Origin of the sequence: Actinomadura sp. GTD37 (assembly GCF_041951365.1) — a bacterium.
In the GTDB taxonomy this organism is placed as follows: domain Bacteria; phylum Actinomycetota; class Actinomycetes; order Streptosporangiales; family Streptosporangiaceae; genus Spirillospora.
In genome coordinates, this window is the sequence record NZ_JBGNUS010000001.1 from 888,866 (window position 1) to 913,371 (window position 24,506).

Here is a 24,506-nt window from a genome sequence, read left to right on the forward strand (position 1 = left end):
TCTCGGTATATCGATGTGTCGTCCGTCCGTCCGGTTCCGCACGGCAACTGGCTGGAAGCGGACAGCCCTGAGCCAGAACCGGAAGCCCCTGAGCGGCATCGGATCACCGGTCGCCGGACGGGGGCGCCGGGCCGCCTCCGTGCCCGGTCACGCGTGCCACCACGGATAATGAGCCGGTGTCCAGTCCAGGTGTCTCGGCTCGGGAAGCCGAAGTGCTCGCGCTGCTCGGCGAGCACCTCAGCAACGCGGAGATCGCCGCGCGGCTGGTCATCTCCGTCCGCACCGTCGAGTCGCACGTGTCCTCGCTGCTGCGCAAGCTCCAGCTGCCCGACCGGCGGGCGCTGGCCCGGCACGCGGCCGAGGCCGCGCCCGCCGGTCGGGCGGCGCCCGCGCTGCCGGCGCCGCTGACGTCGTTCGTCGGCCGGACGCGGGAGCGCGCGGAGCTGGCGGACGCCGTGCGGAAGCACCGGCTGGTGACCGTGGCCGGGCCGGGCGGGGTGGGCAAGACGCGCCTCGCGCTGGCGGTGGCCTCCGACCTCGCCGACGACCCCGCCGCCGATCGCGCCGGTGACCGCACGGGCGACTTCGCCGACGGGGTCTGGTTCGTCGACCTGGTCCCGGTCGCCGAGCCGGGACGGGTGGGCGCGGCGGTCGCGGCGGCCGCGGGCGTGGGCGAGCGGCCGGGGCAGAGCGTCGACGACGCGGTGCTGTCCGCGCTGGCGGACCACCGGGCGCTGCTGGTGCTGGACAACTGCGAGCACGTACGCGACGGGGTCGCGCCCTTCGTGGAGCGGCTGCTGGCGGCCTGCCCGCGGTTGCGGGTCCTCGTGACGAGCCGCGCCCGGCTGATGGTGCCGTTCGAGCGGGTCCTGCCCGTCCCGCCGCTGTCGCGGGAGGGCGGCGACGAGTCGGACGCGGTGGCCTTGTTCATGGACCGTGCGGCGGCCGTCGGACGGCCGACCGGACCGGCGGTGAGCGAGGGGGTCGTCGCCGTCTGCGAACGGCTCGGCGGCATGGCGCTGGCGATCGAGCTGGCGGCGGCGCGCTGGGCCACGCTCGGGCTGGACGGCCTCATCGCCGGGCTCTCCGACCAGCTGCGCATCCTCACCGGGGGTCCGCGCGCCGACGACCGGCACCGGTCGGTGCGGGCGGTGCTGGACTGGAGCCACGACCTGCTGGAACCGGACGAGCGGGCGCTGCTGCGCCGGTCGTCGGTGTTCGTCGCGCCGTTCACCGCCGAGGCCGCCGCCGAGGTCGCCGGGTTCGCGCCGCTCGACGCGGCCGGGGTCGTCGACGGGCTCGGCGTGCTCGCCGAGCAGAGCCTGCTCACCGCGGCGCCGTCCGAGGGCGGCACCCGGTACCACGCGCTGGAGACCATCCGCCAGTACGGGACGGAGCGGCTCGCCGACGCGGGCGAGCTGACGGACGTCCGATCACGGCATCTGCGCTGGTGCCTCGCCGGCGCGGACGCTCTCGCGGAGAGCGGCGGCACGGACTGGCGCGCCCGGTTCGACGCCGTCGCGGAAGAGCTGCGCGCCGCCCTCGCCTGGGCCTCCGACCGGCCGGAGCAGCGCGCGGACGCCTACCGGCTCGCGCTGGCCATGGCCGAGGCGGCCTTCGCCCGCAACCTGCTCGGCGAGGCGCAGCAGCGGTTCGAGCAGGCGGCCGGGCTCGCCGCCGCCGACGACGCTGGCGCCGACGACGCTGGCACCGACGACGACGACGCCGACGCCGCCGACGCCGCCGCGGCACTGCGCCAGGCCGCCGCCGTGGCGGGGTGCCGCAGCCTCGACGGCGAGAGCTTCCGCCTGCATCGCGCCGCCGCGGGGGCCGCCCGCCGGGCCGGGGACGCCGCCGGCGCGGGCCGCGACCTGGCGACCGCGGCCACCGTCGCGTACCGCTTCTCCAGCTCGTTCGCGGACGCTCCGCCCGTGGACGAGGTGACCGCCATGCTCGCGGAGGCGCGGGAGCTGTGCGCCGCCGCCGGGTCCGGCGACGCCCTGGCCGCGGAGGCGGCCGTCGCGCTGGCCGAGGCCGCGGTGGAGGCGGACGCGTTCGGCGCCGTCCAGGGCGACCCCGACAACCCCGCGCAGGAGACGGTCGAGCGCGCCGAGCGGGCGGTCGAACTCGCGCGGCGCGCGGGCGACGCGGTGGCGGAGTCCGCCGCCCTCGACGCGCTCTCCGGCGCGCGGAGCTGGGCGGGGGAGCCGTTCGCCGCCGCTGCCGCCGCCCGGCGCAGGCTCCGCCTCCTGGCGTCCGGGCCGTCCACCCCCGCGAGCACCCACGAGCGGATGGACGCCCTCGCCATGGCCGCCGGGACCGCCGTCGGCGTGGGCGAGCTGCCGGAGGCGCGCCGGTGGGGCGGGCAGCTCGCCGGTCATCCGCTGCTCGCGGAGGCGGGCCACCACGCGACGTCCTGGCTCCTGGTCGCGGACGCGTTCGCCGGCGACGCGGGCGCGGTGCTCGCGACCAGCGGGCGGTTCCTGGACGCGTGGGAGCGGAGCGGACGGCTGCGGTCGCGCTCCGCCGGACCCGCCGCCGCGTCGGTCGCGATGATCCACGGGCTGCGCGGCGACCACGGCGCACGGGCGGCCTGGCTCGCGGTCGTCGACCAGTCCGGCCCCGAAGCGGACCACCGCCTGGGGTACGGGGCCGTCTTCGACGCCATGGTCCTGCTCCACCACGGCGACGCGGACGCGGCGCTGGACCGTGTCGCGCCCGAGCCCGACCAGGTGTGGAAGTGGGTGTGCTGGGTCTGGCTGCACTGGTACGTCGCGCTCAGGGCGGAGGCGGCGGTGCTCGCCGGACGCCCGGACGCCCGGGGCCGGATCGCCGCCGCCCGGACCACGGTCGCCGGCAACCCCGTCGCCTCCGCCCAGGTGGACCGGGCGGAAGCGCTGCTCGACGGCGACCGGCCCCGGCAGCTCGCCACCGCCGCGGCGTTCGACGCGGCCGGGTGCCGCTACCAGTCGGCGCGCACGCTGCTGCTCGCCGGGGGCGAGCACATCGCCGCCGGCGAGGCCGCCCTGGCCGGGCTCGACTTCGCGCCCGCGCCCGTCCGGTAGGCGGCGCAGCCCACCGCCCGTTTCACCGGCTCACCGCCTGCTTCACCAGCGTGACGATCCGCTCCTCGACCGCGGGCGTCACCTCGGTCAGCGCGAAGGCGGTCGCCCACATCGCGCCGTCGTCCAGCTTCGCCGCGTCGTTGAAACCGAGCGTCGCGTAGCGCGCCCTGAACTTCGCCGCGCTCTGGAAGAAGCAGACGATCTTGCCGTCCAGCGCGTAGGCGGGCATCCCGTACCAGAGCCTCGGCGCCAGCGCCGGGGCGCCGGCCGTGATCACGGCGTGGACGCGCTCGGCCATGGCCCGGTCCTCGTCCCCCATCTCGGCGATCTTCGCGAGGACGTCCCGCGCCGCCTCCGCGGCCTTGTCCGCACGCGAGCCGCGCCGGGCCGCCTTCCTCTCCTCCTGGGCGTGCTCCTTCATCGCGGCGCGCTCCTCGGCCGTGAACCCCTGGTACGTGCCGCTCTCACTGCTCGCCATGACCGCTCCTGTGCCGCTCGTAGGGTCGCGATCGCGCCGCCGCGGGTTCCGCCGGGCCGATCGCCGTGGTCACAGCCTTTCCCGTCCGCCCGGCGGCCCGCCTCCGTGCCCACCACGGAAACCACCACGCAGTGCCCGGCGCGTACCCGAGCCGGGCCGTCCGCCAGGTAAAGGATTTCACCGGCGTTCATCCCGGCGTGAAATGCTTGTTACCTGGGTGTGCGTGTTCGTCGTAGAACGTCCCTGAGGAGCAGAGCGTGGCCGAAAGGCATCTCGAGATCGAGCAGAAGTACGATGCCGCCGCCGACTTCGTCCTGCCGGAGCTGGACGGCCTGCCGGGCGTGGCGGCTCTCGGCGAGCCCGAGGTCCACGAGCTGCACGCCACCTATTTCGACACCGACGACCTGCGGCTCGCCGCGCACAAGATCACGCTGCGCCGGCGGCGGGGCGGGACGGACGCGGGCTGGCACCTGAAGATGCCCGCCGGACCGGACAGCAAGCAGGAGCTGCGGGCGCCGCTCGGCCGGCCGCTGGTCGTCCCGGCGCGGCTCGCCGGGCTGGTCGCGGCGTACACGCGGGGCGCGGAGCTGCGTCCCGTCGCGACGCTGGAGACCCGGCGGACGGTCGTCCGGCTGTTCGCGGCGGACGGCGCCGAACTCGCCGAGGTCGCCGACGACCTGGTGACCGGGCGCGGCCGGGACGCCGAGCCCGAGCGGTGGCGGGAGATCGAGGTCGAGCTCGGCGCCGGCACCGCGGAGCTGCTGAAGGCGGCCGGCAAGCGGCTCCGCAAGGGCGGCGCGAAGCGGGCCAAGTCGTCGTCCAAGCTCGGGCGGCTGCTCGGGGAGGCGGTCGTCCCGTCGCGGGCCGCGGCGGCGCGGTCCGCGTCCAGGTCGCGGATCGCGGCGGCGACCAGCAACGGGAAGGCGCCCGCGATCACGACCGGCGAGGTCGTCATGGCCTACCTCGCCGAGCAGGTCGAGGCCATCGTGGACTTCGACCCGAAGGCGCGGCTGGGCGAGCACGACGCCGTCCACAAGATGCGGGTCGCCGTGCGCCGGACGCGGAGCGCGCTGCGCAGCTACCGGCCCGTCCTGGACGCCGGGCGCACCGTGCCGCTCAACCCGGAACTGCGCTGGCTCGCCCAGGAACTGGGCGAGGTCCGCGACCGCGAAGTGCTGCGCATGCGGTTCCAGGGCGCGCCCGAATTCCTGCTGGACGATCTGGAGAAGCAGGAGCGGTCCGCGTACCGGCGGCTGAACGCGGCCCTGAAGGAGCCGAGGTATTTCGCGCTGCTCGACGAACTCGACCGGCTGATCGCCGATCCGCCGCTGGCCGCCGAGGCGGGCAAGAAGGCCCGCAAGGAACTGCCCGGCCTCGTCACGCGGGCGTGGGACCGGATGGCCGGGGAGTACGCGTCGATCAAGACGGCCGCCGACCCCGACATCGCGCGGCACGAGACCCGCAAGGAGGCCAAGCGCGCCCGGTACGCGGCGGAGCTCGCGGTCCCGGTGCTGGGCGTCGCGGCCAAGCGGGTGGTCGAGGACGCCAAGCGCATCCAGGGGGTCCTCGGCGGCTACCAGGACGGCGTCATCGCGATGGAGCACCTCGCGGCCGCCGCGAAGCGCACCAGCGTTCCGGCGGAGGCGTTCACCCTCGGCGTCCTGTACGGCAGGGAGCAGTGCGACGCGGAAGCCGCCCGCGACCGGCTGGCGACCACCTGGTCGCGGACGCTCGGGCCGTCCTTCTGAGGTCGCCTCTCCAGAAGCGGCGCCGTTTCCAGAAGCGGCGCCGTTTCCAGAGGCCGTGCCGTTTAGGAGCGTGCCGTTTAGGAGCGTGCCGTTAGGGGCTGTGGCGTTCGAGGGACGCCATTGCGTCGCCGGCGAGGTGGGCGACCCAGAATTCCGCCTTGCGGAGGCTCGGGTCGTCCGGGACCTTCTCGCCGAGTTCCCGGCACAGGCCGGTGACGAGTTCGGAGACGACCTCGCCGTGCGTGCACACGACCGCCGGGACGCCGGTCAGGGTGAGCAGCCGCTCCACGGCCTGCGCGGGACCGGTGTCGCCGACGGTGAAGGCGGCGTCCGTGGCGACGGGCGCCCGGGTGAGGCGCGCGTAGGGCAGGACGGTCTCCAGGCAGCGGGCCGTCGCCGAGCTGATCACCCGCAGCGGGCCGTAGGCGTGCAGGAGGCCGGTGAGGGCGGCGGCCTCGCGGCGGCCGGCGGCGTCCAGCGGGCGCAGCTCGTCGGCCTCCCGCCACGCGTGCTTCTCCCCGGCGGACGCGTGCCGCAGGATCACCAGCGGCGACGTCCGCGCGGGGCCGCGCAGGAACTCGTGGAGCAGGTCGGCGTCGTGCCGGTAGCTGAGCCTGGCCTCCGCCTCGCCGGCCGGCAGCCAGACCAGCTCGTCGACCTCGTCGTTGGGCGTGAACACGCTGGACGCGACCGGCCGGGCGGCCCAGTAGTCGACCTGCTTCGTCCGCTCCCCGATCGGATACGTGCTGGTCGGGAGGCGCCGGTCGAGGCGGGCGACGATGCCGGTCTCCTCCTCGATCTCGCGGACGGCGGCGCGCAGCACGTGCTCGCCCCGGTCGACCTTGCCCTTCGGGAACGACCAGTCGTCGTAGCGGGGGCGGTGGATCACCGCGAACTCCGGCCCGCCCCCCGGCGCGTCCCGCCACAGCACCGCGCCCGCCGCGTGGATGACCTCAGCCATCGACCGTCCTCCACCGGCGGCTCTTGACGAGGTGGGTCTGGATGTCCTGGAGCGTCTCGCCCGGACGGGGCCGCGCCCTGGTCCACGTGCCGGCGCCGTCGAGCGCCCACGCGTGGGTGCCGGACTCCATCGCGCGGTCGAGGAGGGCGAGCAGGTCGTCGCGCTGGGCGCGGTCGGTGACGGTGACGAGGGCTTCGACGCGGCGGTCCAGGTTGCGGTGCATGAGGTCGGCACTGCCGATCCACACCTCGGGCTCGCCGCCGTTCTCGAACGCGAACACGCGGGAGTGCTCCAGGAACCGGCCGAGGACGCTGCGCACCCGGATCATGTCCGACAGGCCGGGCATGCCGGGACGCAGCGCGCAGATGCCGCGCACCCACACGTCCACCGGCACCCCGGCCTGCGACGCCCGGTACAGCGCGTCGATGATCACCTCGTCGACGAGCGAGTTGCACTTGACGCGGACGCGGGCGGCATGGCCGGCCCGCCGGTTGTCGATCTCGTGCTCGATCCGCTGGACGAGCCCCGACCGCAGGCTGTTCGGCGCGACGAGCAGCCGGTTGTAGGAGCTCTGCCGCGAGTAGCCGGTCAGGTGGTTGAACAGGGCGCTGACGTCCTCGCCGACCTCGGGGTCGGCGGTGAGGAGGCCGAAGTCCTCGTAGAGGCGGGCGGTCTTCGGGTGGTAGTTGCCGGTGCCGATGTGGCAGTAGCGGCGCAGCTGGCCCTCGTCGTCCTGCCGGACGATCAGCGCGAGCTTGCAGTGCGTCTTCAGCCCGACGAACCCGTACACGACGTGGCAGCCGGCCGTCTCCAGCTTGCGCGCCCACGCGATGTTGGCGCGCTCGTCGAAGCGGGCCTTCAGCTCGACGACGACCACGACCTGCTTGCCCGCCTCGGCGGCGCTCATCAGCGCGTCCACGATCGGGGAGTCGCCGCTCGTCCGGTACAGCGTCTGCTTGATCGCGAGGACGCGCGGGTCGGCGGCGGCGTCCTCGATCAGCCGCTGGACGGTCGTGGTGAACGAGTCGTACGGGTGGTGGACGAGCACGTCCCGCTCACGGATGGCGCCGAAGATGCTGGCGTCCTCGGGCAGCGCCTCCTTGGACGGCACGAAAGGGGGGTATTTCAGCTCCGGCCGGTCGAGGTCGGCGATGGCCGCGAGCCCGCCGAGGTCGAGCGGCCCGACGACGCGGTAGATCTGCCCCTCGTCCACCGCCAGCTCGGACGTGAGCAGCTCCAGCACGCCCAGGGAGATCGACTCCTCGACCTCCAGCCGGACGACCGGGCCGAACCGGCGACGCAGCAGCTCGCGCTCCAGGGCCTGGAGGAGGCCCTCGCTGATGTCGTCGTCGATCTCCAGGTCCTGGTTGCGGGTGACGCGGAACGCGTGGTGCTCCACGACCTCCATCCCGACGAACAGCTGCCCGAGGTGCGCGGCGATGACGTCCTCCAGCGGCGTGAACCGGTCGGGGGACGCCTCGATGAAGCGCGGCAGCAGCGGCGGCACCTTGACCCGGGCGAACATCGTCGCGTCCGTCTCCGGGTCGCGGACGATCACCGCCAGGTTGAGCGACAGGCCGGAGATGTAGGGGAACGGGTGGGCGGAGTCGACGACGAGCGGGGTGAGGACGGGGTAGATCCGGTCGCGGAACAGCCGCCGCAGCCGCTCCTGCTCGGTCTCGGCCAGCTCGTCCCAGCGCAGGATGTCGACGCCCTCGTCGCCGAGCGCGGGACGGACCTCGTCGCGGAAGCAGGACGCCTGCCGGATCATCAGCTCGTGCGCGACCTCGCCGGTGCGCTCCAGCACCTCGCGGGGCTGCCGCCCGCTCGCGGACTGGACCGCCAGCCCGGTCGCCATCCGGCGGGCGAGGCCGGCGACGCGCACCATGAAGAACTCGTCCAGGTTGCTGGAGAAGATCGACAGGAACCGGACGCGCTCCAGCAGGGGGAGGGACGGGTCCTCGGCGAGTTCCAGGACGCGCTGGTTGAATCTCAGCCAGCTCTCCTCCCGGTCGAGGAAGCGGTCGTCGGGCAGCGCTTCGGCGTGGGGGAGCTGTCCTGGGTTGACGGTCATACCGTGATTTTCCCTGAGCAAGATGAACGGCGGTCGAACTCGGATGTTTCACCGAAGTATCAGACACTCCGATCATGCCCCGGGTTCCCGCTGATCACTCGGTATTTCCCTGGGCGTTCCGTGCCGGTTCAGGTGTTTCGCCCGCTCAGGTGGCTGGTGTGGGCGGTGTCGGCCCGGTCGCCGTGGTGCAGGACGGACGCGCCGCAGCAGGCCAGGCCGGCGAGCACGGCGAGCCAGGCGACGGCGCGGCCCGCCCGCAGCCCGTAGCCGCAGGTGATCCAGCGCAGGTGCAGCCAGAGGCGGCGCAGCGGATCGCGCTCGCCGCGCCGCCGCATCTCCAGCGCGCTGTACCGGAAGTCCCGGGCGAGCCGGTTCCGGTCGGCGCCGGCGGTGGCGCGGGCCAGCTCCAGGTAGAGCACCCGCAGGCGGTCGGCGTCGCCGGCGCCGCGCGCGAGGCCCTCGGCGAGCACCGCGCGCTCGCCGCGCCCCCACGGCCGCAGCGCCCGCCGTTCCGGGACGGTCGCGAACCGGCAGTCGCCCGTGATCACGAGCGCGTCCGGCCGGCGCAGGCCGAGGAAGCCGCACCCGCTCAGGTCGACGTCGGCGAGGTGCAGGCCGGCCGCGTCGACCCGGCGCAGCGAGGTGACGCGCACGGCGGGCGGGCCCGCGGACGGCGGGGTGAGCCCCTGGATCGGACGGGCCAGCGACCGCACCGCGGCCGGGCCCTCGAACACCGCGTCCTCAAGGTCGAGTTCCGCGTGCCGTAACCGGAACCCCGCCTCCCCGTGCACGATGACCCCGCGCGCCGCGACCTGCGGCGCCGCCGCGTGGACGCGCAGGCCGCCGTGCACGGCCGCGTCCGACAGCACGATCCGGCCGCCCGCGACCAGCGGGCCGAGCCACACGCCCTGCCGGAACCGGGTCCGCTCGAACCGCGCGTGCCGGGCCACCTGGACGCGCTTGAACGAGACGGGCCCGCCGAAGCACGCCGCCTGCATCGCCGCGTCCCGGCCGAAGCGGGCGCGGTCGAAGCAGGCCGCGCCCATGAACACCGCCGTGCGGAACGAGGCGTCGGCGTGCCAGCGCGCCTCCCCGAACAGCGCGTCGCCGGTGAAGACGGCCTCCTCGAACGAGGCGTACCGGTGGAAGCGCGCCTCGTGGAAGGACACGTTGCGGCCGAACCGCGCCCCCCGGAACGAGGCGTTGCCGAAGAACCGCGCGTCGTAGAAGGACACGCCGCCGAGGAACCGCGCGCCGTCGAACGAGCCGTCGCCCTCGACGCAGAGGCCGCGCAGCACCGCGCCGGCGGGCAGGACGGCGCCGTCGAAGCGGGCCCGGCCGAGGTGGGGCCGGCCGTCCGGGCCGGTGACGGCGTCCAGCACGGCGTCCAGCAGCCGCGCCGGGACGGTGACGCCGCGCAGGTCGAGGTCGGAGCCGGGTCGCAGCGCGCCCGTGAACTCGTCCAGTTCGGACGGACGCAGGTGGGCGGGGCACCCCCCGAGCCGCCCGGCCGACCGTCCGCTGCATCCGCGGACGGCCGAGCATCGAGGCCAGAACACCGTCGTCGAGGAAGGCTCGTGAGAGGTCACCGTCACGTTCTACCCATGGCGGCGCGCTGAGTGAAGGTCTCCCGGCCGCCAGGTACGTGCGACCTCGGCGCAAGCCCCCGCGGGCGGGGCCGATAAAAAGGCGGGGTTGTTTTGTCAGACCCTCGCGTAATGATTTGTGTTATGAGCAGAGACACCCATCCGGGGGTGCAGTGCCCGCACTGCCAATCGCATCTCGCGCTCGTCCCCGTGCCCGGGAACACCGTGCCCGCAAAGACCGGGTCCGGCAACACCGTTCCTGGAAACACCCTGCCCGGAAACTCCGCAACCGTCCCCGCGTCCGCGCCCCTCCTGCCGATCGTCGTGAAGGAGGAATGGCAGCCGCCGCCCGTCGCCGAGGTCCTCGCCGTTTACGCCGGACGCGCCAAGGACACCGTGACCGCCGCGCGCGGCGCCGCGAAGGTCAGGGAAAGCCTCAACCGCGCCAAGGCGGCCTCCGCGCAGCGCCGGAACGCGCAGCGATCGGCCCGCCGGACGCCCAAAAGCGCCTGATCACATCTCGGCCGCTAACGCCGGGAAGGGACGGCGCCATCGGATGGCACCGCCCCTTCCGCGAACGGGTCAGCGCGGGTGGGAGTCCGTCCATTCCGTGTTGACCGTGAGGGTGGAGTTCACCGCCCGGCCGGCGGGGATGCCCGTCCCGGCCGCCGGTGTCAGCACGATGTCCTCCCTGGCCAGCGCGGTCCCCGAGGACAGATCAATGATCATCTGATGGCGGATCAGACCGCGGCTCGTCCGCTCGTCCACCGCGATGGCGTTGCCCGTCCGCCCGTGCGGGTCCCGCACCTTTCCGACCGACTTCACCGCCGGCAGCGCGGCCAGCATCCGGAATCCGGCCGCGCGGACCTCCGGCCTCACGGGCATGTCCATCACCAGGCCGCGCGCCACTTCGTAGAGCCATTCGTCCGACGACATCGGGTCGTCCGACTCGGTGCCGTGGCCCTTGTACCAGCGCATCAGCTCCGCCTTGAGGCGCTGCGGATCGGACGGCAGCGACCGCAGATCCTTCATGGTCACGTTCCGGCCGAGCCAGAACACCTTGTCGCCGTCGACCTGTGCCGAACGGCTCACCTTCGGACGCCCCGGCGCGGTCGTCGCCGTGAAACCCTTCGAGCGTCCCTTGCTGCCCTCGGGTGCGGGGATCTTGATCTTGAACTCGGCCGGTGATCCGGCCTTCTGCCAGGCCATCACGTCCTCCAACGTGGCGGGTTTGGCGCCGAGGTTCTGCTGGAGTCCCACCATCTTGATGCCCGGCTTGCCGGGGACCCAGGTCTCCGACTTCTCCCGGACGGTGACGCCGTAGCGGTTCGCGCCCTTCCCGACCATGTAGAGGTGGGACGTGATCGTCGCCTGATGCCAGTACGCCCGCGTCGTCTCGGTCTGCCCGTCGGCCTGCTCCGCCGCCGCGAGCAGCACGGACTTCGCGTCGAGCGCCTGCTCGGCTCCGCCCGGCCCCGCCGTCCCGCCGGTCGGACCGGCCGGGTTCCCGCCGGTCGTGACCACGGTCGCCGCGACGATCGCCCCCGCGGCCACCGCCCCGGCCAGGCTCAGCCCCCACATCGGGCGCACCCGCCGCCGCGCAGGCGCGGCCTTCGCGCCCGCCGGGGCCTCCGCCATGGCGCGGGACAGCTCCGCGTGCCGGACGCGCTCGTCGACCGGCGTGTCCGGGTCCAGCTCGGCGGGCCTGGCCTGCCGCAGTGTGTGAAGCACGTCCTTCATGACATCTCCTCGCTGATGATCCCCACCTGCGGCCGCGCGCCGGCCCGTGCGGGCATGCCGTCGGTCCTCGCCGGTCCGCCGCCGTCATCCGGGGCGGTGGCATGGCCGAGACCGCGCCGGTCCGCCGCCTCCTGCTCGACCGCGCGGAGGAGGCGGCGCCGGGCGCGGTGCAGGCGCACCCGCAGCGCGGCGGGCGAGCAGCGGACGACCTTGGCCGCGTCGCGCGGCGTCAGCCCCTGCCAGGCGATCAGGATCAGGACCTCCCGGTCCTGCTCCGGCAGCGCCGCCATCGCCCGCAGCACCGCGAGCCGTTCCGCGACGTCCTCGGCGATGTCGCCGGCGGGCCGCGGGGCCAGCCGGCCGAGCTCCGCCGTGAACGTCTCGCGCCGCACCTCCGCCCGGCGGCCGTCGCGCAGCACGTTCCGCGCCACGCCGAGCAGCCACGGCAGGGCCGGTTCGGGGACGTCCGCGAGCCGCCGCCACGCGACCGCGAACGTCTCGCTCACCACCTCGTCCGCGACCTGCCGCCCGGCGCGGCTCGCGGCGTACGCCCACACGTTCTGGCGGCACGCGTCGTAGATCGCGGTGAAGCGCTTTTCATCGGGGGTCACTCGGTGTCACCGCCCGTCCCTCCACCGCTGTCGTCCGACACCGCTTCTGCGTCCGGCACCGCTTCTCCGTCCATCCAGGTGTTCATTTCACGAGGTAGTGGCCGGGGAGGCGTCCTTGTTACACCGAATCCCGGAAACACGCGACGAGCGGGGCGGGCACGGACCGCGCGGCGGTGGACAACCCGCGCGGGCGTCACCCGCTGCCACGTCCGGCACAAGTAGGTTGAGGGCGTTCCGACCGTCAAGTGCCCTTAATATTTGCTCTACGGCAAGCAAACCCCCTGGTCCCCCCGGTTGCGCCGGATCGAAGGAGCTGAGACATGGCCGCGATGCACAGTCGCGGTGCGGAGCGGCTGCTCGGGGTGGCAGGCTCCCCGCACCTCCTCCTGGTCGAGGACGATCCCGGCGACGCGTTCCTGTTCGAGGAGCTGCTGGCCGAGGCGCAGCCCGGCATCCGGGTCACCGTCGCGACGACGCTCCGCGAGGCGCTCGACGCGCTGCGCCCCGAGATCCAGTGCGTCATCGTCGACCTGTCGCTGCCGGACGCGCAGGGCCTCGACGCCCTCCACCAGGTGCGGACGCACGCCCCGACCACCGCGGTCCTCGTGCTGACCGGCCTCGACGACGCCCACGTCGGGGTCGAGGCGGTCGCCGCCGGCGCCCAGGACTACCTCGTCAAGCAGGACGTCGACGGCGCGCTCCTCACCCGCGCGATCAGCTACGCGATCGAGCGCCAGCGCGCCGACGAGTCCGAGCGGCAGCTCGTCGAGGCGCGGGCGCTGAGCCGGGAGAACGCCCGGCTGGAGCGCGGGCTGCTGCCCGTCCCGATCCTGCACGACCGGACGCTCCGGCACCACACCCGCTACCGGCCCGGCCGCGACCGGGCGCTGCTCGGCGGCGACTTCCACGACACCGTGGAGACCGAGGACGGCACCGTCCACGTGGTGATCGGCGACGTCAGCGGGCACGGCGCCGACGAGGCGTCCCTCGGGGTGCGGCTCCGCATGGCGTGGCGGACGCTCGTCCTCGCCGGGCACACCGGCCCGCAGATCCTGGCCACGCTCGACGCCGTCCTCCAGCACGAGCGCTGGGCCGAGGAGATCTTCACCACCGCGTGCACGCTGACGATCGCGCCGGACCGGCGCAGCGCCCGGCTGCACCGCGCCGGGCACCCGCGCCCGCTGTTCTTCGGTCCCGGCGGCGTCGAGGTGATCGCGGACGAGCCGCGCGGCCCGGCGCTCGGGCTGATCCCCGGCGTCGACTGGCCCGCGGTCGAGCTGGAGCTCGGCGACTCGTGGGGGCTGCTCCTCTACACCGACGGGCTGATCGAGGGGCGCGCCGGCGACGGCGAGTACCTCGACCTGTCCGGGCTGGTCGAGCTGGCGAAGCTCGCGCACGGCGACGGGCGGCGCGGCGACGTCCTCATCGACGGGCTCATCACCGAGGCGGAACGGCTGAACGGCGGCGTCCTGTCCGACGACCTGGCCGTCCTGCTGCTCAGCCGGGGGGACGGCTGATGGCGGCGGAGGCGGGCGGCCCCGGCGGCGCCGAGTCGCGCCCCGCCGGGCCGGCCGGGGAGTTCGCGATCAGCGGTCCGGCCGTCGTCCTCCCCGCGGCGGACATGCCCGCGGGGCACGGGCTCGGCCGGATGCGGCTCGTCCGCATCTACCAGATCGGCGGGTTCGTCCTCGGCCTGCTCCTCCTCCTCGCCATCGGGCAGGCGGGGATCGCGATGTACGGGAACGACCAGGCGCGGGACGTCGTCATCAACAAGGTCGACCCGGCGACGCTGGAGCAGTTCCGCCTCTCGACCGCCGTCACCAACCAGGACATGGCCATCCGCGACTACGCGCAGGACGGCCGGGCCGAGCACGTCGTCCAGTACCGGGAGGCCGTCCGGCAGGAGGCGGAGTCGGCGGCCCGGATGCGCCGGCTGCTGGCCGGGGTGCCGGGCAGCCAGGACGTCGACCGCCTGCTGGACAAGGCGACCGCCGACTCCAGGGCGTGGCGCGCCGCCTTCGCCGACCGGATCGCGGCCGGGCCCGGCGGGCGGGGCGTCGACCCCGACGCGAGCCGGGACGCGCGCCGCCTGCTCACCCAGGCGCGCGGCGACATGACCCCGCTCCAGATCGGCATCACCAGGCTGCACGACCGGGCCGCCGCGAAGCTGCGCTCCCGCGCGAGCACGGCCCAGTGGTCGACGATCGCGGCGCTCGTCATGGTCGTGGTGACCGCGCTGCTGCTCGCCGTGCTGTTCCGGCGGACGGTGCTGACCCCGGTGTCCTCGCTGACCGGCCGCGTCCGCGCCGTGTCCCAGGGCGACTTCGGGCACCGGCTGGACGTCCCCGGCCCGGCCGAGATCAACGAGCTGGCGGTGATCATCGACGCGATGCGGAACCGGATCGTCCGCCAGTGGCGCATCAGCGAGGAGAAGACCCGGCAGCTCAACGAGCAGACCGAGGAGCTGCGCCGGTCCAACGCCGAGCTGGAGCAGTTCGCCTACGTCGCGAGCCACGACCTCCAGGAGCCGCTGCGCAAGGTCGCGAGCTTCTGCCAGATGATCGAGCGCCGGTACGGGGACCAGCTCGACGACCGGGGGCGGCAGTACATCGCGTTCGCCGTCGACGGCGCCAAGCGCATGCAGGCCCTCATCAACGACCTGCTGAGCTTCAGCCGGGTCGGGCGGATCGCGCGGCCCGAGGAGTCCGTCGACCTGGCGGACGTCGCCCGGCAGGCCACCGACAACCTGGCGGCGCTGCGCGAGGAGACCGGCGCCGAGGTCGACGTCCGCGACATGCCGCACCTGCCCGGCGACCGCACGCAGCTCACCCAGCTCTTCCAGAACCTCATCGGCAACGCGATCAAGTTCCGCCGCGAGGGCGTGCCGCCCCGGGTCGTCATCGACGCCCGCCGCGACGGCGACGAGTGGGTGTTCAGCTGCGCCGACAACGGCATCGGCGTCGAGCCCCGCTACGCCGACCGCATCTTCCTGATCTTCCAGCGGCTGCATCCGCGGGACGAGTACACCGGCACGGGCATCGGCCTCGCGCTCTGCAAGAAGATCGTCGAGTTCCACGGCGGACGCATCTGGCTCGACACCGGCGAGCGCGGCGAGCCCGGCGGGCGGGGCGACGAGCCCGGCACCACCTTCCACTGGACGCTGCCGGTCCAGTCGCACATCGGCAACGGAGGCGACACATGAACGAAGGCCCGCATCCCATCGAGGTCCTGCTCGTGGAGGACGACCCCGGCGACGTCCTGCTGACCGTCGAGGCGTTCGAGCACAACAAGGTCAACAACACGCTGAACGTCGTCAACGACGGCGAGCAGGCGATGGCGTTCCTGCGCCGGGAGGGCGAGTACGCCGCCGCGCCCCGCCCCGACCTGGTGCTGCTCGACCTCAACCTGCCGCGCAAGGACGGCCGCGAGGTGCTCCAGGAGATCAAGGACGACGAGGACCTGCGCTGCATTCCCGTCGTCGTGCTGACCACGTCCGAGGCCGACGAGGACATTCTGCGCAGCTACCATCTGCACGCCAACGCCTATGTCACCAAGCCGGTCGACTTCGACCAGTTCATCTCGGTCGTCCGCCAGATCGACAATTTCTTCGTCACGGTGGTCAAGCTGCCGCGCTGACCCACGCCCGCCTACCGCGCCGCGTCGCCCGCGGACCCGCAGGTCCCGGGATGCCGTCGGCGACATCGTATGTAACAGTGGAAGGCATGGTGGACACGTCGGGTGAGGGCGCCGCGGACTCCGCGGTGGCCCTGGACGGCGCGGCGTCCACCCTGATGCACGTCTGGTCGCGCGCCCACAACGCCCCCGACGTGCCCGTCCCGTCCACGCAGCTCCGCGCGCTGTTCGTGCTGGAGCGCGGCCCGGTCAACGTCAGCAATCTGGCCGGCGAGCTGGGCGCGCTGGTGTCGTCGGCGTCCCGGCTGTGCGACCGGCTGGAGGCGGCCGGGCTGCTCGCCCGCGACCCCGGCCGGGACCGCCGGGAGGTCACCGTCCGGCTGAGCGCGGGCGGGCAGGCGCTGCTCGACCGGCTCCGGGTGCGGCGGCTGGAGGAGCTGTCCCGCGTGCTGGCGCTGATGCCGGCGTCCGCGCGCGCCGCGCTGCTGTGGGGGCTCACGGAGTTCCACGAGGCGGCCTCCAAGCCCGGCGGCGAGGACGGCTCGTTCTCCATGCTCGCCTGACTCGTCCGCTTCCATTCGGTAAGTCGCAACCCTCCGCAAAGCCTCCATTAAATCGGTGGTTATCGCGATTTAGAATGGCGGGTTGCGGCGCACTTTCGCCATTTCCGATACGCGCGGCCGCACCACTACTAGCATCCCGGCTCATGGCGACCACAATTGCCCGGCGGCATTCCCGCCGCACCGTCACGGCCGCCGGGCTGCTCCCGGCGGCCGCCGCCGTGCTGCTGCTCGGCGGGTGCGGCGGCTCCACCCCGCATGGCACGGCGTCCGCCGGCGAGAAGGGCGCCGGCCCCGCGGCCCCGGCCGGGAAGTCCGGCAAGGTCCCCGAGGCCACCACGTTCAGCACCATTCCCGGCGCCCCCGCGGACGCGACACCGGACGGCGCCACCGACGGACTGGTCGTGCACCCGACCCGTCCCACGCCGGTGCTCGACCGCCCGGGGGGACGCCGCGTCGCCACGCTCCCCACCACCCAGTTGAGCGGCCCCACCTGGGTGCCGGTGGTGGAGAGCTCCGGCGGCTGGCGGCGGGTGCTGCTGCCGAGCCGCCCCAACCAGGCGAGCGGCTGGATCTCCGGCGCCGGGCTGCGGACGGCGCACACGCCCTACACCGTCCGGGTCGACCTCGCGAGCCGGCGGCTCACCCTGCTCAAGTCGGGGCGGCAGGCGGGCCGGTGGAAGGTCGCGATCGGCGGCGCCAAGACCCCGACGCCGCCCGGCCGGACGTTCGTCCTGGCCACGCTCGCCCCGGCCAAGAAGACGCCGAGCCCCATCGTCCTGCCGCTCGGCACCCACTCGGCCACCCTGGACACCTTCGGCGGAGGGCCCGGCACCGTCGCCCTGCACGGCTGGCCCGACGCCTCCGTGTTCGGCAAGGCCGTCACGCACGGCTGCGTGCGGGTCCCCGCCGACGCGCTGAAGGCGCTGTCCCGCGTCCCGCTCGGCTCGCTGGTGTTCGTCACGGCCTGATCCACGACCGCACAAGAAACGGAGCACATCCATGCGTCACAGACATGCCTTCAGGCGCCTCGCCACGACCGGCCTGCTCGCGGGCGGCCTCGTCGCCGCCGGGCTGCCGGCCCTGGCCGCCACCGCCACGCCCGCGGGGGAGGGCTCGGCGTACGGGCTGGCCCTCACCGGGCCGGTGGACGTCCCGCCGGTCCCCGCCGTCGCCTCCACCACCGGAAACGTCCGCAAGAGCCTGCTCCGGCAGGACCGCAAGCTGGTCAAGGCGTCCGCGCTGGACGTCGACGCCTCCCCGGCCCGCGCCGGCTCGTCCGTCGCGCGGCTCGCCGTCCCGACCGCGGAACTGGCGGCGGACGCCGTCTCCGCCAAGTGCGTCGACGGCCGGGGCGCGGCGCACCTGGCCAACGCCGTCCTCGCGGGCAAGCGGCTGGACGCCTCCCCGCCGCCCAACACCACCGTCCCCGTCGACGTGGACGGCCTCGGCCGGACGGCGCTCATCCTCAACAAGCAGCAGCGCACCGCGGACGGCCGGCTCGCCGTCACCGCGATGGAGCTCATGCTGCCCCGCGGCAAGGGCGCGCTCAGGGTCGCGTCCGCCACCTGCGGCCGCGGCGCCCCGGTGCGGGGCCCGGCCGAGGCGCCCGCGCCGAAGCCGGTGAAGCACGACCTGCCGGTCACCGGCTGACCCGGCACGCGCCGGCCCGGCGGGCATCCGTCCGCCGGGCCGTCAGCCCGCCAGCGACTTCTCGAAATGCACGATCGCGCCGTTGCGGTGCACGCGATCGGCGATGTGCAGATCTTCCGTGAACGCCCGCATCAACTGGAGCCCCCGGCCGTGCTCGGCCAGCGGCGGCGCCTGCGCGGCCCCCCAACCGGCCCCGGCGCCCGACCCGGCCCCGGCGCCCGGCTCCGCGGCCCCGGACCCGGCGGGTGCGACCGCTTCCACCGCGACCACCTCGCCTGCGAACGCCTCGTCCGTGAGCGCCTCGTCCGTGAGCGCCTCGTCCGTGAGCGCTTCGTCCACGACCACCTCGTCCGCGAACGCTTCGTCCGCGACCTCGGCGGCCGCGCCCCCGTCGATGACCTCCACCACGCATCTCGCCCCGTCCATCCGCGCCCTGACCTCGTACTCCATTCCGGCCTCGGCGTGCTGGATGACATTTGCGCACGCCTCCCCCAGAGCGAGCGCGATATCGGCACGGATCTCGGATCCCACCCCGAGCCCGCGGAGAGAGGCGTCGAGCGTATGCCGCACCAGCGGAGCGCTCTCGGCGTTCCTCGGCAGGGTCATTTCAAGAACGACCTCCATGCCAATCGCCTCCGTTCCCTCTAGCAGCCAGATTTCCCACACGCCACCCTGGGAAACTCAACCAACCCGAAAAACGCGACGACCGGTGGCCGGCGCATATTCGGGAATCCCCGGCGAGCGCCCGAACGCACGCCCCGTCATTCGTCCGCGCGTCCGGCCAGCTTTCGTTCGGCGGCGACCTGCTGCTCGTCGAGGCCCTGGTAGTCGCTGCGCCGATGCTGTGCGGCCTGGTCGTCGATCCACCGGCCGTGCGCCTCCCAGGCGGCCTGCTTGCTGACGCCGAGCGCGGCGCCGATCTGCGCCCACGACGCCCCGGCCCGCCGCGCCGAGCGGACGGCGAGCTGCCGCCCGTAGACCGCCTTCCTGGCGATCACCTCGCCCAGCGCGAGAAGTTCCAGCACCTCGGGTCGTCCCAGCGGCGTGTCCCCGGCGGCGTCCCGGACCCACAGCTCGTCGTGGCGCGCCGCCGCGCCGGGCAGCGTGATGTCCCGCTCGATCGCATCTGGAGTAATCATGCTCCGAGTCTGCGTGTCAGGACCTCCTGACGTCAAGCTTTCCTGACGTCGCCCGGTTCGGTATCTGGCAGACTGGGGCGGTGGTCAAGTCGCTGCGTCCCCAGAACTACAACGAGGTCCTGTACGTCGGGCACTTCTTCCGCAAGGGCGTGCCCGTCCTCATGGACCTGACCGACCTTTCGGATCGTGAAGCCAAGCAGCTCGTCGACTTCGCGACCGGCCTCGTCTTCGGGCGGGGCGGCGCGCTCGACCGCGTGGACCGGAAGCTCTTCCTCCTCCAGCCCTAGCCGGCGCGCCGCCCCGCGACCCTCGTCGTGCGGGTCAGGCGCCGGCCGCGTGGTTGAGGACGAGGCCGGGATGCGGCCAGTTCTCGATCTTGAGGAGGTGGCCGGTGCTGGAGGCGGTGACGTAGGCGGTGCGCATGTCCTCGCCGCCCCAGGTGATGTTGGTGATGCCCGGGTCGTTGTCGACGTCGATGTCGACGAACCGGACCAGGTCGCCCTTGGGGCTGATGATCGAGATCCCCGCGTGGACCATGGACGCGACGCACACGTTGCCGTGCCCGTCCACGCCGAGCGAGTCGAAGTTGGTGTAGTCGGCGGCGGTGTAGAGGAAGTTGCCGCCGCCGGAGCCGCCGAGCGACCGGCCGCCCTCGATCACGCCGGGGCCGGTGACGTCCCACCACCAGACGCGCGCGGTGTAGGTCTCGCTGACGTACAGGCGCGTGCCGTCGGGGGAGAGGCCGATGCCGTTCGGGCCTTCCATCCCGGCGGCGATCATCTCGATGGACGAGCCGTCCGCCTTGGCGTAGAAGAGGCGGCCCTTGTCGCCGGTGACGCCGTCGCTCTTGCCGTAGTCGGTGAAGTAGATGCCGCCGTGGGCGTCGACGACCAGGTCGTTCGGGCCGCGCAGGCCCTCGGAGTAGAGGGTCTCGACGGAGCCGTCCGACAGGTCGACGGCCTGGATGCTGCCGCCCTTGTAGTCGGCCGGGATGCCGCCGGCGAACACGAACCCGCCGACCTCGAAGCGGTTGAGGCCGCCGCAGTTGGCGATGTAGACGCGCCCGTCAGGGCCCAGCGCGGACCCGTTGGGGCCGCCGCCGGTCTCGGCGGCGACGGACGTGGTGCCGTCCGGCTTCACGCGGGTCAGGGTGCCGCGGTGCAGTTCGACGACCAGGACGTCCCCGTCGGGGAGGACGGTGGGGCCTTCGGGGAACATCAGCCCGGCGGCCAGCTTGGTGATCTTCAACTTCTTGCCCTTTCGGGGACGCGGCCGGCCGGTGGCCGCCGTTGCGGTGCCGGTGCCGCCGAGGACGGCGGCCATGCCGAGGCCCCCGAGCAGCGACCTGCGGGTCAGGCTCACGAGACCTCCCGCAGGATGCGGCGGGCGGTGCTCTGGATGTGGACCTCGTCCGGGCCGTCGTAGATGCGGGCCTCGCGGGCATGGCGGTACATGCGGGAGAGCGGGGTGTCGTCGGTGAGCCCGGCGGCGCCGTGCACCTGGACGGCCCGGTCGACGACGTTGTGCAGCATGCGGGCGCCGACGACCTTGATCGCGCCGATCTCGATGCGGGCCTGGCCGCCCGCGTCGATCTGCTCGGCGGCCTGGAGGGTGAGCAGGCGGGACGCCTGGATCTCGGTGTAGGAGTCGAAGACGTGCTGCTGCATGAGCTGCTTCGCCGAGAGCGGCTCGCCGAACGCGACGCGGGAGCCCAGCCGGGCGCACATCAGCTCGAAGGCGCGCTGCGCCTGGCCGAGCCACCGCATGCAGTGGAAGATGCGGCCGGGGCCGAGGCGGTCCTGCGCGATGACGAAGCCGTGCCCGCGCGGGCCGAGCAGGTTGTCGGCGGGGACGCGGACGTCCTCGTAGGCGACCTCGTAGTGGCCGCCGTTGAGGCCGAGCACGGGCGTCTCCCGGACGATGCGGTAGCCCGGCGTGTCGGTCGGCACGACGATCATGCTGAAGGAGCGGTGCGGGGACGTCCCCTCGGGCTCCGTCCGGCACATGACCGTGGTGTAGGCGGCGTCGGCGGCGCCGGTGGTGAACCATTTGCGGCCGTTGATGACCCAGTGGTCGCCGTCCAGGACGGCCCTCGTCTGGAGCTGGGTCGGGTCCGAGCTGGCGCGGTCGGGTTCGGTCATCGCGAAGCTGGGCGACACCTCGCCCGCGACCATCGGGGCCAGGTAGCGCTCGCGCCAGCTCGGGCTCGCGTACTTGTGGAGCATGAGCGAGTCCTGGAGGGTGAACGTGCCGAGGGCGAGCTGCCCCCATTCGCTGCGTCCCTGCACCTCGTTGACGTAGACGTAGTCGAGGAAGGGCAGGCCGCCGCCGCCCAGCTCCGCCGGGTGGCCGAGCGCCCAGAGGCCCTCGGCCTTCGCCTCCTCCCGGAGCCGCTGGAGCCTTGCGCGGTCGCCGCCGTTGAGCGCGGGCTCGGCCGGTTCGACGCGTTCGGTCATGAAGGCGTGCACGGCGTCCCGGACGTCCCGGACGCGCTCGGGCACGGGGAACAGCATCAGCTCCCCCCGGTCAGGTCGGAGGCGATGTCGCGGTCGCCGTAGCCCTCGGGCGCCTCGACCTCGGTGATCGGCTCGGGCCGGTCGTCGAACTCCAGCCGCAGCGCCCGCGACATCACCGCGTGCATGTCGTACATGCAGGTGATGTAGGTGAGCTGGAGGATCTCCTTGTCGGAGAGATGCTCCTTCAGCTTGTCGAAGACCGCGTCGGGCGTCCGGCCGCCGTCCAGGACGAGGCAGTCGGTGTAGGCGAGGACGGCGCGCTCCAGCGGCGAGTAGCACTCGGCCGTCTGCCAGTGCGGGATCGACCGGATCTTGTCCTCGGCCATGCCGAGCGCCCGCATCTGCTTGCAGTGCTGCGAGAACACGAACTGGCTGCCGCGCGCCCAGCCCGCCCGGCACTGGCCGAGCTCCCGCAGGACGGGGTCGAGGTCGGCGTTCCGGTACAGCGCGAAGCCCTTGACGGCGTGCCGGAACACGTCGGGGGACTGGGCGAAGACCGTCCACCAGTCGCCGGGGGAGCCGGTCGCGGTGCCGTGGTCCACGGCCGGATCGCGGTCGGGCGCGAAGAGGTGGTCGTAGAAGAACAGGATCCGCTCGTCGGTGACTTCGGCGCGGGGGACTTCACGCAGTCGCGGCATGCTTTTCCTTGGGGTGGGTGCGGTCGGCGGCGGTCTTGGGGGCGTGCGAGACGTCGGACTCGTCGAACTCGCGCGTCCAGCAGGCGAATTCGAGGAGGATCCCGTCGGGGTCCTGGAAGTAGAAGGAGCGGACGAACACGCCGGGGTGCAGTTTGGCGGCGACGGTCGCGGGGCTGTCGTCGTGGTTCAGGATGGGGCTGACCGTGACGCCCTTCTCCTTGAGCCGCTTGCGGTACTCCTCGAACTTCTCCGGCGGGACGTGGAAGGCGACGTGGTTCATCGAGCCGACCGCGCTGACCAGCTCGCCCTGCTCGGGACGGCCGGCCGGGGCGGAGACTCCGGGGACGGGGTCCGGCGCGTCCGGGAACCAGAAGAACGCCACGCTGTCGCCGCCGCCGCAGTCGAAGAAGAAATGCTGGCCCATATCGCCGGGCAGGTCCAGCGTCTTGATGAGCGGCATTCCGAGGACGCCGGAGTAGAAGTCGATGGTGCGCTTCATGTCGGAGCACACCAGGGCCAGGTGGTTGATTCCGCCCAGCTGGAACTCGGTGTTCATGAAACCTCCTTGAATCGGGAGCGCAGGTCCCGTTTCAGGACCTTGCCTGCGACGTTCCGGGGAAGTGCGTCGACGAACTCGATGCGGCGCGGGACCTTGTAGCCGCCGAGGTGCTCGCGGGCGAAGGCGATGACGTCCGCGGCGCCGATCTCCTCGCGGACCACGACGGCGGCGCAGACCGACTCGCCCCAGCGCGGGTCCGGGACGCCGAACACGGCCGCGTCCGCGATCGCCGGATGCCGGTACAGGACCTGCTCGACCTCGCGGGACGCCACGTTCTCCCCGCCCGTGATGATCATGTCCTTGATGCGGTCCACGATGTAGACCATGCCCTCGGCGTCCCGCCGGACGACGTCCCCGGTGCGGAACCAGCCGTCCCGGAACGCGGCGGCGGTCAGCTCGGGCTCGCGCCAGTACCCGCGCATCACCTGGTCGCAGCGGACGACCATCTCGCCGGGCTCGCCCTCGGGGACGTCGCGGAACTCCTCGTCCACGATGCGGATGTCGGCGAGGTCCATGACGCGGCCGGCGGCGGCGAGCAGGTGCGCCTCGCCGGCGGCCGCGCGGCGGTGCTCGGCGATCCCGAAGTGCAGGATGTTGCCGCCCAGCTCGCTCATGCCCATGCCCTGGTAGAAGTCGCAGCCGAGGACGTCCATCCCGCGGCGCAGCACCTCGGCGGGGATCGCGGACGCGCCGTACCCGATGGCCTCCAGCGTGCCGAGGTCGTGGTCCTCGATGCCGGGGTGCGACAGCAGGAACGCGATCATCGTGGGCGCGAGCCCGGTCTGCGTGATCTTCCAGTCGGCGACCAGCCGCAGGAACGTGTCGTTGTCGTAGGACCCGACGATGCCGACCGTCGCGGCCCGCAGGTGGAAAACGACGGCCGTGTAGCCGCCGACGTGGCACAGCGGGAAGCAGAACAGGAACCGGGTCGCGTCCGGGATCTCCCAGTGCGCGACCGAGCTGATCACGCCGGTGACGAGGTTGCGGTGGCTGAGCATGACGCCCTTGGGCGCGCCGGTCGTCCCGCTGGTGTAGACGAGCCAGGCGACGGAGTCCTCGTCGGCGCGCGGCGGCTCGGTGGCCGGGGCCCCGGCGACCAGGTCGAGGTAGTCGTCGTCCAGGTTCACGACGACCTTGACGGTCGGCATGGCGTCGCGGAGCCGGTCCATCGCCTCGGCGTACTCGCTGCTCACGATGAGGACGGACGCCTGCGCGTGGTCGACGAGCCCGGCGATCTCGGACGGGTGGAGCCGGTGGTTGAGGAAGGTCAGCGCCATCCCGGCGGCGGGCACGCCGTAGTACAGGTCGAAGTACTCGGGCCGGTTGCCGGACAGGACGGCGACGCGGTCGCCCGGTTCGGCGATGGCGCGCAGCGCGTTGGCGGTGCGCCGGACGTTGTCCCGGAGCTGGGCGAAGGTGATCTCGCGGTCCTCGAACAGCACGGCCGCGCGGTCCGGATGCTTGCGCGCGGCGTACTCGACGATGTCGTTGATCAGCATGAACGGCCCGCCATCGCGCCTCCTGGAAGTTGACTTGACAGTCATA

Annotated in this window: 23 protein-coding genes; 10 read left to right on the forward strand and 13 right to left on the reverse strand. The window is 73.4% G+C overall.

Annotated features, from left to right (window positions below; all coding sequences use genetic code 11):
* The first annotated feature begins 176 nt into the window (after positions 1-176).
* Positions 177-3,065: a LuxR C-terminal-related transcriptional regulator gene (locus ACA511_RS04310; protein ID WP_375022716.1), complete on the forward strand. Its 2,889-nt coding sequence runs from the start codon at positions 177-179 to the stop codon at positions 3,063-3,065.
* A gap of 22 nt (positions 3,066-3,087) precedes the next feature.
* On the opposite strand, the gene ACA511_RS04315 is transcribed toward ACA511_RS04310, so the two are convergent.
* Positions 3,088-3,543 (reverse strand): iron chaperone, encoded by a 456-nt coding sequence (locus ACA511_RS04315; protein ID WP_375022717.1) that lies wholly within the window; start codon positions 3,541-3,543, stop codon positions 3,088-3,090.
* 257 nt (positions 3,544-3,800) lie between these two features.
* On the opposite strand from ACA511_RS04315, the gene ACA511_RS04320 reads away from it, so the two are divergent.
* The gene (locus ACA511_RS04320; protein ID WP_375022718.1) at positions 3,801-5,291 is read left to right on the forward strand and encodes a CHAD domain-containing protein; all 1,491 of its coding nucleotides are present in this window, start codon (positions 3,801-3,803) and stop codon (positions 5,289-5,291) included.
* A gap of 91 nt (positions 5,292-5,382) precedes the next feature.
* Here the strand turns inward: ACA511_RS04320 and ACA511_RS04325 are convergent, their stop codons facing one another.
* The 3 genes from ACA511_RS04325 to ACA511_RS04335 form a co-directional block, all read right to left on the reverse strand.
* A complete protein-coding gene (locus ACA511_RS04325; RefSeq protein ID WP_375022719.1) occupies positions 5,383-6,252 on the reverse strand; it encodes an NUDIX domain-containing protein in 870 nt (289 codons plus the stop codon).
* The gene (locus ACA511_RS04330; protein ID WP_375022720.1) at positions 6,245-8,326 is read right to left on the reverse strand and encodes an RNA degradosome polyphosphate kinase; all 2,082 of its coding nucleotides are present in this window, start codon (positions 8,324-8,326) and stop codon (positions 6,245-6,247) included. The genes ACA511_RS04325 and ACA511_RS04330 overlap by 8 nt, the downstream gene beginning before the upstream one ends.
* A 128-nt stretch (positions 8,327-8,454) precedes the next feature.
* Entirely contained in the window at positions 8,455-9,915 is a 1,461-nt protein-coding gene (locus ACA511_RS04335; protein WP_375022721.1) for a pentapeptide repeat-containing protein, read from the reverse strand.
* Between the two features lie 141 nt (positions 9,916-10,056).
* Between ACA511_RS04335 and ACA511_RS04340 the strand changes: the two genes are divergently transcribed.
* A complete protein-coding gene (locus ACA511_RS04340) occupies positions 10,057-10,425 on the forward strand; it encodes a hypothetical protein (RefSeq protein WP_375022722.1) in 369 nt (122 codons plus the stop codon).
* Between the two features lie 69 nt (positions 10,426-10,494).
* Here ACA511_RS04340 and ACA511_RS04345 read toward each other — a convergent pair whose 3' ends face one another.
* Together ACA511_RS04345 and ACA511_RS04350 are read right to left on the reverse strand one after the other, a co-directional pair.
* A complete protein-coding gene (locus ACA511_RS04345; protein ID WP_375022723.1) occupies positions 10,495-11,652 on the reverse strand; it encodes a CU044_5270 family protein in 1,158 nt (385 codons plus the stop codon).
* The gene (locus ACA511_RS04350) at positions 11,649-12,263 is read right to left on the reverse strand and encodes an RNA polymerase sigma factor (protein ID WP_375022724.1); all 615 of its coding nucleotides are present in this window, start codon (positions 12,261-12,263) and stop codon (positions 11,649-11,651) included. Before ACA511_RS04350 ends, ACA511_RS04345 begins: the two co-directional genes overlap by 4 nt.
* Positions 12,264-12,583: 320 nt before the next feature.
* Between ACA511_RS04350 and ACA511_RS04355 the strand changes: the two genes are divergently transcribed.
* The 6 genes from ACA511_RS04355 (at position 12,584) to ACA511_RS04380 (ending at position 18,109) form a co-directional block, all read left to right on the forward strand.
* Complete coding sequence (locus ACA511_RS04355) at positions 12,584-13,780, forward strand: PP2C family protein-serine/threonine phosphatase (protein ID WP_375022725.1); 1,197 nt, start codon at positions 12,584-12,586, stop codon at positions 13,778-13,780.
* Positions 13,780-15,465 (forward strand): ATP-binding protein, encoded by a 1,686-nt coding sequence (locus tag ACA511_RS04360; RefSeq protein WP_375022726.1) that lies wholly within the window; start codon positions 13,780-13,782, stop codon positions 15,463-15,465. The genes ACA511_RS04355 and ACA511_RS04360 overlap by 1 nt, the downstream gene beginning before the upstream one ends.
* The gene (locus tag ACA511_RS04365; protein ID WP_375022727.1) at positions 15,462-15,899 is read left to right on the forward strand and encodes a response regulator; all 438 of its coding nucleotides are present in this window, start codon (positions 15,462-15,464) and stop codon (positions 15,897-15,899) included. Before ACA511_RS04360 ends, ACA511_RS04365 begins: the two co-directional genes overlap by 4 nt.
* An 86-nt stretch (positions 15,900-15,985) precedes the next feature.
* Positions 15,986-16,459, forward strand: a complete 474-nt coding sequence (locus tag ACA511_RS04370) for a MarR family winged helix-turn-helix transcriptional regulator (RefSeq protein WP_375022728.1) — start codon at positions 15,986-15,988, stop codon at positions 16,457-16,459.
* 143 nt (positions 16,460-16,602) lie between these two features.
* A complete protein-coding gene (locus tag ACA511_RS04375) occupies positions 16,603-17,427 on the forward strand; it encodes a L,D-transpeptidase (RefSeq protein WP_375022729.1) in 825 nt (274 codons plus the stop codon).
* Positions 17,428-17,458: 31 nt separating this feature from the next.
* Positions 17,459-18,109, forward strand: coding sequence for a choice-of-anchor P family protein (locus tag ACA511_RS04380; RefSeq protein WP_375022730.1), 651 nt, complete (start codon positions 17,459-17,461; stop codon positions 18,107-18,109).
* A gap of 42 nt (positions 18,110-18,151) precedes the next feature.
* Here the strand turns inward: ACA511_RS04380 and ACA511_RS04385 are convergent, their stop codons facing one another.
* Together ACA511_RS04385 and ACA511_RS04390 are read right to left on the reverse strand one after the other, a co-directional pair.
* Positions 18,152-18,775, reverse strand: coding sequence for an ATP-binding protein (locus ACA511_RS04385; protein ID WP_375022731.1), 624 nt, complete (start codon positions 18,773-18,775; stop codon positions 18,152-18,154).
* Between the two features lie 95 nt (positions 18,776-18,870).
* On the reverse strand, positions 18,871-19,248 hold the full coding sequence (locus ACA511_RS04390; protein WP_375022732.1) for a hypothetical protein: 378 nt from the start codon (positions 19,246-19,248) through the stop codon (positions 18,871-18,873).
* Between the two features lie 80 nt (positions 19,249-19,328).
* Here ACA511_RS04390 and sepF point away from each other — a divergent pair, with 80 nt between their 5' ends.
* Entirely contained in the window at positions 19,329-19,535 is a 207-nt protein-coding gene (sepF, locus tag ACA511_RS04395) for a cell division protein SepF (protein WP_375022733.1), read from the forward strand.
* A 34-nt stretch (positions 19,536-19,569) separates the two neighbouring features.
* On the opposite strand, the gene ACA511_RS04400 is transcribed toward sepF, so the two are convergent.
* The 5 genes from ACA511_RS04400 to ACA511_RS04420 are packed head-to-tail and all read right to left on the reverse strand — an operon-like array spanning position 19,570 to position 24,460.
* Positions 19,570-20,610, reverse strand: coding sequence for an SMP-30/gluconolactonase/LRE family protein (locus tag ACA511_RS04400; protein WP_375022734.1), 1,041 nt, complete (start codon positions 20,608-20,610; stop codon positions 19,570-19,572).
* Positions 20,607-21,761, reverse strand: a complete 1,155-nt coding sequence (locus tag ACA511_RS04405) for an acyl-CoA dehydrogenase family protein (protein ID WP_375022735.1) — start codon at positions 21,759-21,761, stop codon at positions 20,607-20,609. Before ACA511_RS04405 ends, ACA511_RS04400 begins: the two co-directional genes overlap by 4 nt.
* The gene (locus ACA511_RS04410; protein ID WP_375022736.1) at positions 21,761-22,402 is read right to left on the reverse strand and encodes a carboxymuconolactone decarboxylase family protein; all 642 of its coding nucleotides are present in this window, start codon (positions 22,400-22,402) and stop codon (positions 21,761-21,763) included. Before ACA511_RS04410 ends, ACA511_RS04405 begins: the two co-directional genes overlap by 1 nt.
* Positions 22,386-22,958 (reverse strand): VOC family protein, encoded by a 573-nt coding sequence (locus ACA511_RS04415; protein WP_375022737.1) that lies wholly within the window; start codon positions 22,956-22,958, stop codon positions 22,386-22,388. Before ACA511_RS04415 ends, ACA511_RS04410 begins: the two co-directional genes overlap by 17 nt.
* Positions 22,955-24,460 (reverse strand): AMP-binding protein, encoded by a 1,506-nt coding sequence (locus tag ACA511_RS04420; RefSeq protein WP_375022738.1) that lies wholly within the window; start codon positions 24,458-24,460, stop codon positions 22,955-22,957. Before ACA511_RS04420 ends, ACA511_RS04415 begins: the two co-directional genes overlap by 4 nt.
* Positions 24,461-24,506 lie beyond the last annotated feature (46 nt).